General features: G+C 35.1%; 29 protein-coding genes. 2 read left to right on the top strand and 27 right to left on the bottom strand.

Features of this window, described 5'->3' with window-relative positions; genetic code table 11:
• Nucleotides 1–14: 14 nt before the first annotated feature.
• The 26 genes from rpmJ to rpsJ all read right to left on the bottom strand — a co-directional run bounded on the left by rpmJ (nt 15) and on the right by rpsJ (nt 11,714).
• Entirely contained in the window at nt 15–128 is a 114-nt protein-coding gene (rpmJ, locus tag BN2667_RS01725) for a 50S ribosomal protein L36 (RefSeq protein WP_054251597.1), read from the bottom strand.
• Nucleotides 129–143: 15 nt separating this feature from the next.
• A complete protein-coding gene (gene infA / locus BN2667_RS01720; protein ID WP_054251596.1) occupies nt 144–362 on the bottom strand; it encodes a translation initiation factor IF-1 in 219 nt (72 codons plus the stop codon).
• Nucleotides 355–666, bottom strand: a complete 312-nt coding sequence (locus BN2667_RS01715; RefSeq protein ID WP_054251595.1) for a KOW domain-containing RNA-binding protein — start codon at nt 664–666, stop codon at nt 355–357. Before BN2667_RS01715 ends, infA begins: the two co-directional genes overlap by 8 nt.
• A 3-nt stretch (nt 667–669) precedes the next feature.
• Complete coding sequence (locus tag BN2667_RS01710; protein WP_054251594.1) at nt 670–1,314, bottom strand: adenylate kinase; 645 nt, start codon at nt 1,312–1,314, stop codon at nt 670–672.
• A gap of 9 nt (nt 1,315–1,323) precedes the next feature.
• Nucleotides 1,324–2,598: a preprotein translocase subunit SecY gene (secY, locus tag BN2667_RS01705; RefSeq protein WP_054251593.1), complete on the bottom strand. Its 1,275-nt coding sequence runs from the start codon at nt 2,596–2,598 to the stop codon at nt 1,324–1,326.
• A 1-nt stretch (nt 2,599) separates the two neighbouring features.
• Entirely contained in the window at nt 2,600–3,049 is a 450-nt protein-coding gene (rplO, locus tag BN2667_RS01700; protein ID WP_054251592.1) for a 50S ribosomal protein L15, read from the bottom strand.
• A 10-nt stretch (nt 3,050–3,059) separates the two neighbouring features.
• Nucleotides 3,060–3,236 carry a 50S ribosomal protein L30 gene (rpmD, locus tag BN2667_RS01695; protein ID WP_054251591.1) on the bottom strand — a complete coding sequence of 59 codons (177 nt, stop codon included), beginning with the start codon at nt 3,234–3,236 and terminating at the stop codon, nt 3,060–3,062.
• A 9-nt stretch (nt 3,237–3,245) separates the two neighbouring features.
• Nucleotides 3,246–3,752: a 30S ribosomal protein S5 gene (rpsE, locus tag BN2667_RS01690; protein ID WP_054251590.1), complete on the bottom strand. Its 507-nt coding sequence runs from the start codon at nt 3,750–3,752 to the stop codon at nt 3,246–3,248.
• 9 nt (nt 3,753–3,761) lie between these two features.
• Nucleotides 3,762–4,124, bottom strand: coding sequence for a 50S ribosomal protein L18 (rplR, locus tag BN2667_RS01685; RefSeq protein WP_054251589.1), 363 nt, complete (start codon nt 4,122–4,124; stop codon nt 3,762–3,764).
• Between the two features lie 16 nt (nt 4,125–4,140).
• The gene (gene rplF, locus BN2667_RS01680) at nt 4,141–4,680 is read right to left on the bottom strand and encodes a 50S ribosomal protein L6 (RefSeq protein ID WP_054251588.1); all 540 of its coding nucleotides are present in this window, start codon (nt 4,678–4,680) and stop codon (nt 4,141–4,143) included.
• Between the two features lie 18 nt (nt 4,681–4,698).
• Nucleotides 4,699–5,091, bottom strand: coding sequence for a 30S ribosomal protein S8 (gene rpsH / locus BN2667_RS01675; RefSeq protein ID WP_202903558.1), 393 nt, complete (start codon nt 5,089–5,091; stop codon nt 4,699–4,701).
• Nucleotides 5,092–5,119: 28 nt separating this feature from the next.
• Nucleotides 5,120–5,305 (bottom strand): type Z 30S ribosomal protein S14, encoded by a 186-nt coding sequence (locus tag BN2667_RS01670; RefSeq protein WP_054251586.1) that lies wholly within the window; start codon nt 5,303–5,305, stop codon nt 5,120–5,122.
• A 15-nt stretch (nt 5,306–5,320) separates the two neighbouring features.
• Nucleotides 5,321–5,869, bottom strand: a complete 549-nt coding sequence (gene rplE / locus BN2667_RS01665; protein ID WP_054251585.1) for a 50S ribosomal protein L5 — start codon at nt 5,867–5,869, stop codon at nt 5,321–5,323.
• A 16-nt stretch (nt 5,870–5,885) separates the two neighbouring features.
• Nucleotides 5,886–6,194: a 50S ribosomal protein L24 gene (rplX, locus tag BN2667_RS01660; protein ID WP_054251584.1), complete on the bottom strand. Its 309-nt coding sequence runs from the start codon at nt 6,192–6,194 to the stop codon at nt 5,886–5,888.
• Nucleotides 6,195–6,207: 13 nt separating this feature from the next.
• A complete protein-coding gene (gene rplN, locus BN2667_RS01655) occupies nt 6,208–6,576 on the bottom strand; it encodes a 50S ribosomal protein L14 (protein WP_054251583.1) in 369 nt (122 codons plus the stop codon).
• Between the two features lie 28 nt (nt 6,577–6,604).
• Nucleotides 6,605–6,859 carry a 30S ribosomal protein S17 gene (gene rpsQ, locus BN2667_RS01650; protein ID WP_054251582.1) on the bottom strand — a complete coding sequence of 85 codons (255 nt, stop codon included), beginning with the start codon at nt 6,857–6,859 and terminating at the stop codon, nt 6,605–6,607.
• A gap of 6 nt (nt 6,860–6,865) precedes the next feature.
• Nucleotides 6,866–7,072 (bottom strand): 50S ribosomal protein L29, encoded by a 207-nt coding sequence (rpmC, locus tag BN2667_RS01645; RefSeq protein ID WP_054251581.1) that lies wholly within the window; start codon nt 7,070–7,072, stop codon nt 6,866–6,868.
• Entirely contained in the window at nt 7,062–7,493 is a 432-nt protein-coding gene (gene rplP / locus BN2667_RS01640) for a 50S ribosomal protein L16 (RefSeq protein ID WP_054251580.1), read from the bottom strand. Before rplP ends, rpmC begins: the two co-directional genes overlap by 11 nt.
• Nucleotides 7,494–7,526: 33 nt before the next feature.
• A complete protein-coding gene (gene rpsC, locus BN2667_RS01635) occupies nt 7,527–8,255 on the bottom strand; it encodes a 30S ribosomal protein S3 (protein WP_054251579.1) in 729 nt (242 codons plus the stop codon).
• Between the two features lie 14 nt (nt 8,256–8,269).
• The gene (gene rplV, locus BN2667_RS01630; RefSeq protein ID WP_054252144.1) at nt 8,270–8,605 is read right to left on the bottom strand and encodes a 50S ribosomal protein L22; all 336 of its coding nucleotides are present in this window, start codon (nt 8,603–8,605) and stop codon (nt 8,270–8,272) included.
• Between the two features lie 13 nt (nt 8,606–8,618).
• Nucleotides 8,619–8,912: a 30S ribosomal protein S19 gene (rpsS, locus tag BN2667_RS01625; protein ID WP_054251578.1), complete on the bottom strand. Its 294-nt coding sequence runs from the start codon at nt 8,910–8,912 to the stop codon at nt 8,619–8,621.
• 12 nt (nt 8,913–8,924) lie between these two features.
• A complete protein-coding gene (rplB, locus tag BN2667_RS01620) occupies nt 8,925–9,755 on the bottom strand; it encodes a 50S ribosomal protein L2 (protein ID WP_054251577.1) in 831 nt (276 codons plus the stop codon).
• Nucleotides 9,756–9,774: 19 nt separating this feature from the next.
• On the bottom strand, nt 9,775–10,068 hold the full coding sequence (gene rplW / locus BN2667_RS01615) for a 50S ribosomal protein L23 (RefSeq protein WP_411913847.1): 294 nt from the start codon (nt 10,066–10,068) through the stop codon (nt 9,775–9,777).
• Nucleotides 10,065–10,688 carry a 50S ribosomal protein L4 gene (rplD, locus tag BN2667_RS01610; RefSeq protein WP_054251575.1) on the bottom strand — a complete coding sequence of 208 codons (624 nt, stop codon included), beginning with the start codon at nt 10,686–10,688 and terminating at the stop codon, nt 10,065–10,067. Before rplD ends, rplW begins: the two co-directional genes overlap by 4 nt.
• 15 nt (nt 10,689–10,703) lie before the next feature.
• Nucleotides 10,704–11,333, bottom strand: coding sequence for a 50S ribosomal protein L3 (rplC, locus tag BN2667_RS01605; RefSeq protein ID WP_075967850.1), 630 nt, complete (start codon nt 11,331–11,333; stop codon nt 10,704–10,706).
• A 69-nt stretch (nt 11,334–11,402) separates the two neighbouring features.
• Nucleotides 11,403–11,714 (bottom strand): 30S ribosomal protein S10, encoded by a 312-nt coding sequence (gene rpsJ / locus BN2667_RS01600; protein ID WP_054251574.1) that lies wholly within the window; start codon nt 11,712–11,714, stop codon nt 11,403–11,405.
• Nucleotides 11,715–12,157: 443 nt separating this feature from the next.
• On the opposite strand from rpsJ, the gene BN2667_RS01595 reads away from it, so the two are divergent.
• A complete protein-coding gene (locus BN2667_RS01595) occupies nt 12,158–12,673 on the top strand; it encodes a zinc ribbon domain-containing protein (protein ID WP_054251573.1) in 516 nt (171 codons plus the stop codon).
• Nucleotides 12,674–12,756: 83 nt separating this feature from the next.
• On the opposite strand, the gene BN2667_RS01590 is transcribed toward BN2667_RS01595, so the two are convergent.
• Nucleotides 12,757–13,386 (bottom strand): hydrolase, encoded by a 630-nt coding sequence (locus BN2667_RS01590; RefSeq protein WP_075967879.1) that lies wholly within the window; start codon nt 13,384–13,386, stop codon nt 12,757–12,759.
• Nucleotides 13,387–13,628: 242 nt separating this feature from the next.
• Here BN2667_RS01590 and BN2667_RS09300 point away from each other — a divergent pair, with 242 nt between their 5' ends.
• Nucleotides 13,629–14,048, top strand: coding sequence for a 2-thiouracil desulfurase family protein (locus BN2667_RS09300; protein WP_054251572.1), 420 nt, complete (start codon nt 13,629–13,631; stop codon nt 14,046–14,048).
• The last annotated feature ends 3 nt before the right edge of the window (nt 14,049–14,051 follow it).

The following is a 14,051-nucleotide window of genomic DNA, read 5'->3' as shown; positions in this document are numbered from 1 at the left end:
ATACTACCTCCGTCTTAGCCTTGTCTTTGTTTATGCTTAGGGTTTTGACAGATAACCATTATTCTGCCTTTCCTTTTTATTATTTTACATTTTTCGCACATCTTTTTTACAGATGGTCTAACTTTCATTATATTCCCTCCTCTTTACTTGTTTCTCCAAGTAATTCTTCCTCTAGTTAAGTCGTATGGAGACATTTCTAGGGTTACTGTGTCTCCTGGGAGTATTCTGATATAATTCATTCTGAGTTTTCCAGATATGTGGGCTAGTACTTCGTGTCCGTTTTCTAGCTCTACAATAAACTGTGTATTTGGTAGGGCTTCTTTTACCTTACCTTGTACTTCAATGATATCTTCTTTACTCATTTATTGAAACCTCCTGTTTCTCTAATTCAATTTCTTCAAAGGGCTTTAAAATCCTTCTTATATAAGCATCGTTTAGTTGATACTTGCCACAAGCTTTGGACTTTATTTCTTCAAAAACTTTTTTGTAAATATTTAAGTGATTAACTTTTTTCTTCTTTGGCTTTTCTAATGTTCTTCTTTTGCCATCGGCTATTAGAACATATTTGTCGTCTAGGATTTCTACAATCACAAAGACTTTAAAAGCGTCTCTTCCGTTTTTTGAACTTACTACCTGCCCAACTTTTAGATATCTAGTACTGTCCATTAATTATTTGTTCAGTCCTTTAAATATATCTTCAGTTACTTGTTCAATTGATTGAGAACCATCTACATCAAATAGGGTTCCTTGTGCCTTGTAATAGTCAATAAGTGGAGATGTTTGTTCAGTATAAACTTCAATTCTTCTTGATACTGTTTCTTCTGTGTCGTCAGATCTTATTATTAAATCAGATCCGTCTTTGTCACATTTTCCTTCAACTTTTGGTGGTTTGGCCACTATGTTGTAGGTTTCTCCACAAGTTGGGCACACCCTTCTTGATGTAGCTCTTGCTATGAGCTTTTTAGGGTCTACAATAATATTTATTACTTTGTCTAATTTGATTCCAAGTTTGTCAAGTTCTGCATCTAGTGATGTTGCTTGGGATACATTTCTTGGAAATCCGTCTAGTAAGAATCCATCTTTTGTATCAGCTCTTGATATTCTCTCTTGGATTAAGTCTAGTACTAAAGTATCTGGAACTAGGTTGCCTTGGTCCATGTATTTTTTTGCTTCAAGGCCAAGGTCTGTTCCCTTCTTAATATTTTCTCTAAGAATATCTCCAGTTGATATATGTGGAATGTTATATCTTTCTACTATTTCGTTTGCTTGCGTACCTTTTCCGGCCCCTGGAGGACCTAGAATAACTAATCTCATCTTCTCCTCCTAGTTTAAGAATCCTTTGTAATGTCTAATAAGCATTTGTTGCTCAATTGACTTAACGATTTCGATTACTACTCCAACTACGATTATTAGTGATGTTCCACCAAATGCTATCGGTATTTTTGTAAATATTGATACAAATGTTGGTATTGTTGCTAGGAAGGCTAATACAATTGCTCCTACAATTACAACTCTATCTAAGATTCTTTGTAGATAAACAGATGTTGGTTTTCCTGGTCTAATTCCTGGAATGAATCCACCTTGTTGTTGTAGGTTTTTTGAATATTCTACTGTATTGAATTGCATTGATGAGTAGAAAAATGCAAATGCAATTATTAGAACTATATTTAATATGGTATAGATTACTGTTCCTTTAACTGTTTGTGTTGTAAACCAGTTAGTAAAGAATCTAGCAAATCCACCTTCTGGATTAAAAATAGATAGTAAGCCAGGGATTGACATAATTGCGTTAGCGAAAATTATTGGCATTACTCCTGACATTGAAACTTTAATTGGAATATGAGTTGCTTGACCTCCATAAAGTTTTCTTCCTACTACTCTTTTTGCATATTGAACTGGTATTCTTCTTTCACCTTCGTTAATAGCAACAACAATTACTACTACAAATAAGGCAAAAATTGTGAATAATACTACTGATAATATGCTTATATAACCTATTTTTACTCCATAGATCATTTTTCTAATATCTCCAGGTAATTTACCAATAATACCTAAGAAAATTATTATTGATGATCCATTAGAAATACCATACATGGTAATTTGATCAGATAACCATATTAGAAATGCTGTTCCACCTACAATTGAAAGTACTACAATCATTTTTTGCATTAGGGTTGTAGCTTCAAGGGCTGATCCAAATAGTCCAAAGGTATATCCAATAGCTGTTACAAATGCTAGGGCTATTCCTAAATATCTAGTGTATATTTGAATCTTCTTTCTTCCGTCTTCGTCTTTAGCTAATTCTTCTAGTGAAGGAATAGCATAAGTTAATAATTGTATTACAATAGATGCAGTAATATATGGATATATACTTGTTGCAAATACTGAAAATTGAGATATATTTCCCCCAGCCATCATATCTAAGAAGTCAAGCATTGTTCCTTGGCTATTATTAAATAGTTGTTGAATAGCTTCTTGGTTCATATATGGAACTGGAATTGCTGATCCAATTCTAAATATAAAAACTGTCGCTAGGGTAAATAATAGTTTTTTTCTTATTTCGGGAATTTTCCACGCATCTCTAAGGTTTGACCACATTTTAAATCACCTCTGCCTTTCCGCCAGCGGCTTCAATTTTTTCTTGAGCTGATTTTGTAAAATATGTCGCCTTTACTGTTAATGGATGATTTAATTCTCCATTTCCTAATATTCTTAAACCGTCAACAGCATCTCTGCTCTTTACGATTCCTGCTTCTACAAGTGCATCTAGGTCTACTACTGCACCTGATTCAAATTTATTTAATCTGTCTAGGTTGATTTCAGCGAATTTTTTAGTGTTAATATTTTTAAATCCACGCTTTGGCAGTCTACGGAATAATGGCATTTGACCACCTTCGAATCCTGGTCTTACGCCTCCGCCTGATCTTGCTTTTTGGCCGTCGTGTCCTCTTCCTGAAGTTTTTCCAAGTCCAGAACCGATTCCTCTACCAACTCTTTTTCTCTTCTTTACGCCTCCGCCTTCTGCAGGTCTTAAATTATGCAGTTTCATTAGACACCTCCTACTCTACTATCTCAACCATATAATCGATTTTGTCAATCATTCCTCTAATTTGAGGTGTGTCTTCTTTTTCGACTATCTGTCCTACTTTTCTAAATCCTAGAGCCTTAACAGTTCTTTTATGACTTTCGATTTTTCCTATAGGGCTTTTAGTCAATTTTATTTTAATTGTACTCATGGCTTCTCCTTAACCTAATAGTTCTTCTACTGTTTTGCCTCTAAGTCTTGCAACTTCTTCAGCGTTCTTTAGATTTTCTAAGGCATTCATTGTTGCCATTACTGTATTTTTTGGATTGTTTGATCCTAAGTTTTTAGTAGTTACATCTGTGATTCCTGCCATTTCGCATACTGCACGAACAGCACCACCAGCAATAACTCCGTTTCCTTCTGGAGCTGGTTTAAGTAGTACTCTTCCTGCTCCGCTTATTCCTTCAGAAATATGAGGAACTGTTCCGTCTAATAGGGAAACTTTTACTACATGCTTTTTAGCATCTTGGATGGCCTTTCTAATAGCTTCTGGAATTTCCATTGCCTTTCCAGATCCTACTCCAACGTGGCCGTTTCCATCTCCTACTACTACTAATACTGAAAATCTAAAGTTACGTCCACCTTTAACAACTTTAGCTACTCTATTTATCGCAACAACTCTATCGTTAAGTTCCATTGCGCTAGTATCTACATATTTTTTTCGCATGTTTCCTCCTTAGAATTTTAGACCAGCTTCTCTAGCAGCTTCTGCTAATTCTTTTACTTTACCGTGGTAAATATATCCGCCTCTATCAAACACAACTTGTTCGATTCCTGCATCTAGTGCTTTTTTAGCTACTGATTCACCAACAGCCTTAGCTGCTTCTTTGTTGCCTGTTTGTTCTAGTCCTAAATCTTTTTCAAGAGAGGATGCTGAAACTAGTGTTTTTCCATTTACATCATCAATGATTTGTGCATAAATATGAGCATTTGATTTAAATACGCAAAGTCTTGGCACTGAAGTAGTTCCGGAAACTTTATTTCTAATTCTCATGTGTCTTGCTTTTCTATTAGCATTTTTGTCGATTTTTTTAATCACTTAGTTTCTCTCCTTTCTACTTACCTGTTTTACCAACTTTTCTTGCTACATATTCATCTTTGTATCTAATTCCCTTTCCTTTGTAAGGTTCAGGTTGTCTGTAAGATCTAATTTTAGCAGCGTATTGGCCTACTTGTTGTTTATCTATACCTTTTACTATAATTGAGTTTGCTGATGGAACTTCTACTTCAATTCCCTCTGGATCTTCAAGATCTAGTGGATGAGAAAATCCTAGGGTCAGATTTAAAGTTTTTCCAGTTTTTGCAGCTCTATAGCCTGTACCTATTATCTCTAACTCTTTTTGATATCCCTTAGTAACACCTTCAATCATGTTGTTAATAAGTGTTCTATAAAGGCCGTGGATTGATCTATGTTCTTTTGAATCAGATGGTCTTTCCACGATAATTTGTCCATCTTCAACTTTAACTAATAAATCTTTGTCGATTTGTTGAGAAAGAGTTCCTAGGTTACCTTTAACTTCTACCACGTTGTCGTCTGATACTTTTACATCAACTCCAGCTGGTATTTCAATTGGTAATTTTCCAATTCTTGACATTTCTTTCCTCCTAGTACATTACCAAACGTAGCAGATAACTTCTCCGCCTACATCTTGGTTTCTTGCTTCTTTATCAGTTAAAACGCCTTTAGATGTTGAGATTATAGCAATACCTAGACCTCCTAGTACTTTTGGAAGTTCGTTTGCTTTAACGTAAACTCTAAGTCCTGGTTTAGATATTCTCTTAATTCCACTGATAATTCTTTCTTCGTTTTGTCCGTATTTTAAATCTATTTTTAAAATTCCTTGCTTGCCATCATCTTCTAGTTCATAGCTCTTAATAAAGCCTTCGCTTAGTAAAATTTCCGCTATATCTTTTTTGATTTTAGAAGCTGGAACCTCAACTGATTTGTGTTTTGCACTGCTGGCATTTCTAATTCTTGTAAGCATGTCAGCAATTGGATCTGTCATCATAGTGTTTTATCTCCTTTCCAGCGTATTACCAACTAGCTTTTCTTACTCCAGGAATTTCTCCCTTATAGGCTAGCTCTCTAAAGCAGATACGGCAAATTCCGTATTTTCTTAGATATGCATGTGGTCTTCCGCATATTTTACATCTTGAATATGCCTGTGTACTATATTTTGGCTTTCTTTTTTGCATGGCAATTTTTGATTTCTTAGCCATTTAATCCTCCTTAGTCTATTGTGCCTTTACAAATGGCATGCCTAGCTCTTCTAATAGAGCCTTAGCTTCTTCATCTGTTTCAGCAGTTGTTACTACGACTATGTTCATTCCTCTTAGGGTATCTATATCATCATATTCGATTTCTGGGAAAATTAATTGTTCTTTAAGTCCTAAAGAATAATTTCCTCTACCGTCGAAGGATTTGTCAGAAACACCTCTAAAGTCTCTAACTCTTGGAAGAGCTATGTTCATTAGCTTGTCCAGGAATTCATACATCTTTTCGCCTCTAAGTGTTACCTTACATCCTAGGTTCATTCCTTCACGAATTTTAAAGTTTGCAATTGATTTTTTTGCTCTAGTTACTACTGGTTTTTGTCCAGTTATTGTAGTTAAATCCCTAACTGCAGATTCTAGTGTCTTTGGATTGTCTTTTGCTTCTCCTACACCAATGTTTACTACTACTTTTTCAAGTTTTGGAACTTGCATTACATTTTCGTAGCTAAATTTTTCAGTTAAGGCAGAAACTACTTCATCATTATATTTTTCTCTTAATCTGGAAGCCATGTTTACCTCCTTCCGCCTAGTCTATTTTTGAACCGGTAGACTTAGCTACTCTTACTTTTTTCTTGCCGTCAAAAGTGTATCCAATTTTTGTACCTTTTTTGCTTTTTCCATCATAGTACATAACATTTGATACGTGAATAGGTGCTTCTACCTTTTGTATTCCGCTTGGTTGGCCAGGTCCTCTCATTTTCATGTGTTTGGTTACAATGTTTAAACCTTCTACAATTACTTTTTCTTCTCTTGGAAGAGTTCTTAGTACCTTGCCAGTTTTTCCTTTTTCCTTACCTGCTATTACAATAACAGTGTCTCCGGATTTTATACGCATAGTTTAACTCCTCCTATAATACTTCTGGAGCTAGAGAAATAATCTTCATATAGTTTTTATTTCTTAACTCTCTTGTTACAGGTCCAAATATACGTGTTCCTACTGGACTCTTGTCGTCTTTTATTATAACAGCTGCATTGTCATCAAATCTGATCTTTGTACCGTCTGGTCTTTGTAGACCTTTTTTAGTTCTAACAACAACTGCTTTTACTACATCGCCTTTTTTTACAACTCCGCCTGGGATTGCTTGTTTAACTGAACAAACTACTACATCACCGATACTGGCATATCTTCTTTTAGTTCCACCAAGCACTCTTATTACATATACTTCTCTAGCACCAGAGTTGTCTGCTACTTTTAGGCGGCTCTCTACTTGTATCATAAAGTTCCTCCAATCTAAATAATCTAGCTTATTTAGCTTTTTCGATTATTTCAACTAATCTCCATCTCTTATCTTTGCTAAGTGGTCTAGTTTCCATTATCTTTACTGTATCACCAATACCACATTCATTGTTTTCGTCATGAATCTTAAATCTTTCAGTATTTCTGATGTGTTTTCCATATAATCTATGAACTGAAACAGTATGAAGTTCTACAACGGCTGTTTTATCCATTTTGTCGCTTACAACAACACCTATTCTAGTTTTTCTTTGATTTCTTTCCATTTAAGATTAAGCCTCCTTCCTGATGCCCAGTTCACGTTCTCTCATAATTGTTTTAACGCGGGCTATATCCTTTTTAACGGATTTTATATAGCTAGGATTATCAAGTTGTCCAGTGGCTAATTGAAATCTTAAATTGAATAATTCAGTTTTTAATTCTAAAGCCTTTTTTTCTAGGTCCTCTTGTGACAATTTACGAATTTCATTAGTCTTCACTAGCTTCACCTTCCTCTTCCTTCATTATAAATTTTGTCTTTATTGGAAGTTTCATAGCTGCAAGTCTCATTGCTTCTCTTGCTACTTCTTCTGAAACACCTGTCATTTCGAACAAAACTCTACCTGGTTTTACTACTGCTACCCAGTATTCAGGTGAGCCCTTACCAGAACCCATACGAGTTTCTGCAGGTTTTCTTGTTACTGATTTGTCTGGGAATACTTTTACCCATATATTACCACCACGACGAATACTTCTAGTCATTGCACGTCTAGCAGCTTCTATCTGGTTTGATGTTATCCAACTTGGTTCTAGAGCTTGTAGACCGTAATCTCCATAGGTAAGAGTGTTTCCTCTATGTGATTTACCCTTCATTCTACCTCTGTGAACTCTACGGTATTTTACTCTTTTAGGCATTAACATATTTAAATGCTCCTCCTTCCTACATAACCAATATTATTGGTCTTGTTTGTTGTCGTTTCTTCTACGTCTGTTGTTTCTTCTCTTGCCCTTACGGTCGTCTTTTTTTGGTCCAATTGGAGGTGCAGATTTTTGGCCAGGAAGAACTTCTCCCTTATAAATCCATACCTTAACGCCTAATTTTCCGTAAGTTGTGTCAGCTTCAGCAAAACCATAATCAATGTCTGCTCTTAGTGTTTGTAGAGGAATAGTTCCATCTGAATAGCCTTCTGTTCTAGCCATATCAGCTCCTCCAACCCTTCCTGATACTTGGGTTTTAATACCTAGAGCGCCCATTCTCATTGTTCTTTGCATAGCTTGTTTCATAGCCCTTCTAAAAGAAATTCTTCTTTCTAGTGCTTGGGCAATTGATTCTGCTACTAGTTGAGCATCTAAATCAGGATATTTTACTTCTTCTACGTTAACAACAACGCTTTTTCCTGTTAATTTTTCTAGTTCTAATCTGAATTCTTCAACTCCTGCTCCACCTCTACCAATAACCATTCCTGGTTTTGCAGTGTAAACAGTTACTTTTATTTTGTTAGCTGCTCTTTCTATATCAACTTTAGAAATTCCAGCCATGTATAATTTTTCTTTAGAATATTCTCTTATTTTATTATCTTCAACAAGTAAGTCTCCGAAGTCTTTCTTATCTGCAAACCATCTCGAACTCCAGTCTTTGATAACTCCAACTCTAAGTCCGTGTGGGTGTACTTTTTGACCCATTATATCCTCCTTTATTAATCTCTTTCAGCTACTACTACACTAATGTGGCTGCTTCTCTTAAGGATTGGATAAGCCGATCCTTTGGCTTTTGGTCTAATTCTCTTCATTGTAGGACCATCATTTGCCTTAGCGTCTTTTACAAAGAGATTTCCTCTGTCTAAGTGTAGGTTGTGTTCTGCATTTGCTACGGCAGAGTTAAGAACTTTATAAAGTTCTCTAGCTCCTCTTTTAGGAGTAACTTTTAGCATAGCTAAAGCTTCGTCAACTTGCTTACCGCGAATTTCTGAACAGATATAATTTACTTTAAGAGGTGATATTCTAACATACTTTGCTATTGCTCTAGCTTCCATATTCATATTCCTCCTATTTTAATTCTGATGCCTTTTCAGATTTTGCATCAGTTCCTGTGTGAGACCTAAATGTTCTTGTAGGAACAAACTCACCTAATTTATGTCCAACCATGTCTTCTGTAATATATACAGGTACATGTTTTCTACCGTCGTACACAGCAATTGTGTGTGATACCATTTCTGGGAAGATTGTAGATCTTCTAGACCATGTCTTAATAACTTCTTTTGAATTTGTTTCATTAAGCTTGTCTATTTTCTTTAATAGATGCTCATCTGCGAATGGTCCTTTTTTTAAGGATCTTGCCATTATTTATCCTCCTTATTTCTTTCTTCTTCTTACGATAAATTTATTTGACTTTTTGTTTTTCTTTCTAGTCTTAAGTCCAAGAGCCTTCTTGCCCCATGGAGTAACAGGTCCTGGCTTACCAATAGGAGCCCTACCTTCACCACCACCGTGAGGGTGATCTACTGGATTCATTACAGAACCTCTAACTGTAGGTCTGATTCCCTTGTATCTATTTCTACCAGCCTTACCAACGTTAACTAGTTCGTGTTCAGCATTTCCTACTGTACCAACAGTTGCCTTACAATCAAGAAGAACAAGTCTCATTTCTCCAGAAGGAAGTCTTAGAGTTGCATATCTTCCTTCCTTAGCCATTAATTGGGCAGATGAACCAGCTGATCTAACTAATTGAGCGCCTTGACCAACTGCAAGTTCAACGTTGTGAACTACTGTACCAACAGGCATATATCTAAGTGGTAGTGCGTTACCTACTTTAATATCTGCTTCAGGTCCAGATTCAATTTTATCTCCAACTTTTAGTCCTTTTGGAGCGATAATATATCTTTTTTCTCCATCAAGATAGTTAATAAGTGCAATGTTTGCTGTTCTATTTGGATCGTATTCAATAGAAGCAACATTTCCAATTATTCCGTCTTTATCTCTTTTGAAGTCGATAATTCTATATTTTCTCTTTACTCCGCCACCTTGATGACGAACTGTAATTCTTCCTTGAGCATTTCTTCCTGCCTTGCTCTTTAGTGGAGCAAGTAAGCTCTTTTCTGGAGCTACTTTAGAAAGGTCTGCATAAGAAAGTCCTGTCATTCCTCTACGTCCAGGAGTGGTCGCTTTATATGATTTTATTGCCATTAGTATTTCCTCCTAGCTCTTACATTCCTTCAAAGAACTCAATTGGTTTAGAATCAGCAGTTAATTTAACAATTGCTTTTTTCCAACTTGGTCTTCTACCAGAAGTCATTCCTTGTCTTTTAATTTTTCCTAACATATTTTGTGTATATACTTTTTCAACCTTTACTCCAAAAATGTGTTCAACAGCTTTTTTGATTTCTGTTTTATTAGCATCTTTAGAAACTTCGAAAGTATATTTGTTTTCTTCCATTTTATCTACAGAGTCCTCTGTAATTAGAGGTCTTCTAATTATTTCATAATATCTTTCCATTATGCGAATACCTCCTCAATTTCTTCAAGGGCTTCTTTAGTAATAATTAAAGAGTTGTACTTTAAAATGTCATAAACATTTAAAGTGTTAGCATTAGTAGTTAAAACTGTAGGTAAGTTTCTTGCAGACCTAATGATGTTTTCATCTGGTCTTTTAATTACTACTAAAGCTTTTTCGTCAGCGTTAATTGCCTTTAAAACTTTAACCATTTCTTTAGTCTTAGCTTGGTCTAATTTAAGTTCATCAAGTACAATAAGTTCTTTTTCTTGTAACTTTGAAGTTAAAACTGATTTTAAAGCTACTCTTCTTACTTTTTTAGGAGTAGTATAGCTGTAATCTCTTGGTTTTGGAGCAAATACTACGCCGCCACCCTTCCATTGTGGTGATCTAATAGATCCTTGTCTTGCTCTACCAGTTCCTTTTTGTCTCCAAGGCTTTTTGCCTCCACCTCTAACTTCTGCACGAGTCTTAGCAGATTGAGTACCTTGTCTTCTGTTAGCAAGAAGGTTCTTAACTACTGTATAAACAGCATGCTCATTTATTTCAACATCGAAAATTTCTGGATTTAATTCAATTTCTCCAACATTTTCGCCATTCATGTTTAACATATTAATTTTAGGCATCTAGATCCTCCTTCCTTATTTTCTCTTAACAGTTTCTTTAATGTACAAAATTCCCTTTTTAGGTCCTGGAACAGCACCCTTTAATAAGATGAAGCTGTTATCAGCATCTACTCTAACTACTTCTAGGTTTTGTACAGTTACTTTTTCATTTCCCATTTTTCCAGACATTCTGTGGTTTTTGAAAACTCTTCCTGGATAAGCAGAAGCTCCCATACCACCAGCTGTTCTGTGCATCTTAGAACCGTGGGACATTCTTCCTCTTGAGAAACCATGTCTCTTAACGATACCTTGGGTTCCTTTTCCTTTTGAAGTTCCAGTAACATCAACATAGTCTCCAGCTTCAAAAACTCCAGCTAGAATTTCATCACCAATGTTGTAGTCATCTGCCTTGTCAACACGGATTTCTTTTAAGTTCTTCTTATAGTCAACAGAAGCCTTATCAAAGTGACCTGCTAAAGCCTTAGTCATTTTGTGTTTCTTAGCTTCGCCAAAGCCAACTTGAATAGCTTCATAACCTTCATTTTCAGTTGTTTTCTTTTGAACAACTACACTTGGCTCAACTGCAATTACAGAAACAGGAATTAAATCTCCTCTTTCAGTAAAAATTTGAGTCATGCCAACTTTTCTACCAATTACGTACTTCACTTTGCACCTCCAAAATTATAGCGGATTACATCTAGTGTAATCATATAAAGGAATAATTCTATCTAAAAATTATAACTTTATTTCAATATCAACGCCTGCTGGCAAATTCAATTTCATCAAAGCATCCACAGTTTTTTGATTTGGACTAATAATATCAACTAGTCTCTTGTGGGTTCTTTGTTCAAATTGTTCTCTAGAATCTTTGTGTTTATGAACAGATCTTAAAATTGTTACAATTTCAACTTCTGTTGGTAGAGGTATAGGACCTGAAATTTCAGCTCCAGTAGCCTTAACTGCATCAACAATTTTTTGTGCAGATGCATCTACCAATTCATGATCATAAGCCTTTAATCTGATTCTAATCTTTTGTGTGTTTGACATACATTTCCTCCTATCGCAAGTAACACTTACGACTCGCTTTCGCCGATACACTTAACCGGGTGTTTGTAAATTTCCGATTAAAAAAACAGCAAAGTCGAATCGCCCGATTTTAAATCGAACCTACTCCGCAAAAATTCCCTTAAGTCTAGGTTCTATCTCCTTGCTGTTTAGTAGAGTACCTAGGCCTAAGCCACCTTTTGCATCATCGCATAAAAATTTTCCGCTCCAATTATTGTATAATATATAGAAGGTTTTTTCAAGATTTAATGTGAAATCTTTATGAAACTTTCTCTATTTATCCTACTTTTAAAATTGCAGCTTTAATATAATACCACAAAACATTTTTATTTCAAGGCTTTTCTTAATTTTTTTTACTTGTTTTTTACAATAAAATTGATTTTTTTGGTTATAAATGAAATAAGAATAATTAAAGGAGGATTCTTATGACTGAAAATAAAAATACTAATAATAAAAATGACAATAGAGAATTAAAGACTTGGAGAAAAGTTGTATATATAATAGGAAATATTTTTTTAGTTGTTGGAGTGATTTTATTTATGTCAAGCTTTTTCACTTCCTTTGGATTTTTTCAAGGTAGGTTTGAATTTATAGAAAGGCTTGGTTTTGTAGGATCCTTTATGTTTTTACCTGTTTTTGGTTTTGCTTTAATCTTTGTCGGTTCCCTTTTAAAGGCCTTAGGCAGAGGAGGACTTGCAGGAGCTGGTATAATTTTAGATCCTGAAAGAGAAAGAAGAGATGCAGAGCCATTCTCTAGGTCCAAGGGCGGAAAGTTCGCCGATAGCTATGACGAATTTAGAAACGAAAGTAAGATTCACGAGGACTTAGAAAGAGTGAGAGTTTCTCAAAAAGAAAAAATTATGGTCAGATGTCCAAAGTGTAAGACCCTTAACGACGAAGACGCAAGTTTTTGTAAATCTTGTGGCGAAAAACTTATTTAACCAAAGGGATTTCAATTTAATATGTACAAGTAAAAATCCTAGGCCAGTTTTTGGTCTAGGATTTATTTTGTCTTCTTAACTTTTTAATCTTCAATTTTATCTCTATAAGATTCCATTACCACTTCAAAAATTTCTGCAGTTGTTGGTGGTGTATAGGTTATAGCATTGGCTCCTGCCATTATTGTTTCAAGGATTGTTTCGTCTGTTGGCCCACCTGTTGCAATTATTGGAAATTCTGGTCCAAGTTTTTCTCTAACATTTTTTACAATTTTCGTTGTGTCCTTGCCTCCTGATATATTTAAAATGTTGGCTCCTGCTTTAACTTTTTTCATAAAGTCGTCATTAACTGATGCAACTGTACACACTACTGCTATGTCTACATTTTCTGCTACAGCCTTAATTGTCTCTAGCTTTGTTGGTGCATTTAAAACTACTCCATAGGCTCCCTTTAATTCTGCAGTCAAAGCCATTTCCACTGCTCTTTTAGGAGGTGTTGGCCCACCGCCTACTCCAACAAAGGCTGGGACTGAGGATAGTTCTATTACTGCTTCCATTACAGCTAGTTGAGGAGTAAAGGGATAAACCCCAATTGTAGCTTGGGCATTGTTGTTTTTAATAATTGCTGCATCTGTAGTAAAAATTAAAGACTTAATTCTCTTGCCTAAAACTTTTATTCCTGAACACTTATAAATAATTTCAGGAACCTTAATCATTTTCCCTCTTAGTTTAGATTCTACTTCAGGAATTATTTTAGTGACTTTTTCTATTTGGACCTCTTCTTGTTTAGTAATTACATGATTACCATAGGATCTTCTTTTTAGAAGCATTTTTTACCCTCCTTTTTTCTTTCTGATATATTTATAACCAGCAAGGCTTTAAAAAAATCAATTTAAATTTTCTTTCATTAATTTTTCGAATTTGCGAAATTTGTGTTAAAATACTTCTGGAGGCTCTTATGAAAAAAATTTTAGTTTCTGCCTGTCTTTTAGGAGTTACTTGCAGGTATGACCAAAAGGAAAAAACTGATCCTAGAATTTTAAGGCTTATGGATGATTATATTTTAATTCCAGTTTGTCCAGAAGTTTTAGGAGGCCTGCCTACACCAAGGCTGCCTTGTGAAATAAAAGATGGCAAAGTCATAAATGAACTTGGTAAAGATTTTACAAGAGAGTTTCAAAAAGGTGCCGAAGAGACTTTAAAGCTAGCTAGACTTTATAAGGTCGATTTGGCTATTTTAAAAGCAAAAAGCCCTTCTTGTGGCAGAGGAAAAATTTATGACGGCAGCTTTTCTAAAAGGCTGATAAAAGGAGATGGCATTACCTGCCAGGCCCTTTTGAGAGAAAATTTTAAAGTAATTAGCGAAGAAGAATTATAGGAG

This window comes from Neofamilia massiliensis (assembly GCF_001299475.1).
In the GTDB taxonomy this organism is placed as follows: domain Bacteria; phylum Bacillota; class Clostridia; order Tissierellales; family Peptoniphilaceae; genus Neofamilia; species Neofamilia massiliensis.
The sequence above is the reverse complement of the archived record's forward strand: the minus strand, read 5'-3'. Positions and strand labels throughout refer to the sequence as shown.

Coding starts and splice junctions, on each gene's coding strand:
- rpmJ (WP_054251597.1), bottom strand. CDS start 128: ATGAAAGTTAGACCATCTGTAAAAAAGATGTGCGAAAAATGTAAAATA.
- infA (WP_054251596.1), bottom strand. CDS start 362: ATGAGTAAAGAAGATATCATTGAAGTACAAGGTAAGGTAAAAGAAGCC.
- BN2667_RS01715 (WP_054251595.1), bottom strand. CDS start 666: ATGGACAGTACTAGATATCTAAAAGTTGGGCAGGTAGTAAGTTCAAAA.
- BN2667_RS01710 (WP_054251594.1), bottom strand. CDS start 1,314: ATGAGATTAGTTATTCTAGGTCCTCCAGGGGCCGGAAAAGGTACGCAA.
- secY (WP_054251593.1), bottom strand. CDS start 2,598: ATGTGGTCAAACCTTAGAGATGCGTGGAAAATTCCCGAAATAAGAAAA.
- rplO (WP_054251592.1), bottom strand. CDS start 3,049: ATGAAACTGCATAATTTAAGACCTGCAGAAGGCGGAGGCGTAAAGAAG.
- rpmD (WP_054251591.1), bottom strand. CDS start 3,236: ATGAGTACAATTAAAATAAAATTGACTAAAAGCCCTATAGGAAAAATC.
- rpsE (WP_054251590.1), bottom strand. CDS start 3,752: ATGCGAAAAAAATATGTAGATACTAGCGCAATGGAACTTAACGATAGA.
- rplF (WP_054251588.1), bottom strand. CDS start 4,680: ATGTCAAGAATTGGAAAATTACCAATTGAAATACCAGCTGGAGTTGAT.
- rpsH (WP_202903558.1), bottom strand. CDS start 5,091: ATGACAGATCCAATTGCTGACATGCTTACAAGAATTAGAAATGCCAGC.
- BN2667_RS01670 (WP_054251586.1), bottom strand. CDS start 5,305: ATGGCTAAGAAATCAAAAATTGCCATGCAAAAAAGAAAGCCAAAATAT.
- rplE (WP_054251585.1), bottom strand. CDS start 5,869: ATGGCTTCCAGATTAAGAGAAAAATATAATGATGAAGTAGTTTCTGCC.
- rplX (WP_054251584.1), bottom strand. CDS start 6,194: ATGCGTATAAAATCCGGAGACACTGTTATTGTAATAGCAGGTAAGGAA.
- rplN (WP_054251583.1), bottom strand. CDS start 6,576: ATGATACAAGTAGAGAGCCGCCTAAAAGTAGCAGACAACTCTGGTGCT.
- rpsQ (WP_054251582.1), bottom strand. CDS start 6,859: ATGGAAAGAAATCAAAGAAAAACTAGAATAGGTGTTGTTGTAAGCGAC.
- rplP (WP_054251580.1), bottom strand. CDS start 7,493: ATGTTAATGCCTAAAAGAGTAAAATACCGTAGAGTTCACAGAGGTAGA.
- rpsC (WP_054251579.1), bottom strand. CDS start 8,255: ATGGGTCAAAAAGTACACCCACACGGACTTAGAGTTGGAGTTATCAAA.
- rplV (WP_054252144.1), bottom strand. CDS start 8,605: ATGGAAGCTAGAGCAATAGCAAAGTATGTTAGAATATCACCTCTTAAA.
- rpsS (WP_054251578.1), bottom strand. CDS start 8,912: ATGGCAAGATCCTTAAAAAAAGGACCATTCGCAGATGAGCATCTATTA.
- rplB (WP_054251577.1), bottom strand. CDS start 9,755: ATGGCAATAAAATCATATAAAGCGACCACTCCTGGACGTAGAGGAATG.
- rplD (WP_054251575.1), bottom strand. CDS start 10,688: ATGCCTAAAATTAATATGTTAAACATGAATGGCGAAAATGTTGGAGAA.
- rpsJ (WP_054251574.1), bottom strand. CDS start 11,714: ATGTCAAACACACAAAAGATTAGAATCAGATTAAAGGCTTATGATCAT.
- BN2667_RS01595 (WP_054251573.1), top strand. CDS start 12,158: ATGACTGAAAATAAAAATACTAATAATAAAAATGACAATAGAGAATTA.
- BN2667_RS01590 (WP_075967879.1), bottom strand. CDS start 13,386: ATGATTAAGGTTCCTGAAATTATTTATAAGTGTTCAGGAATAAAAGTT.
- BN2667_RS09300 (WP_054251572.1), top strand. CDS start 13,629: ATGAAAAAAATTTTAGTTTCTGCCTGTCTTTTAGGAGTTACTTGCAGG.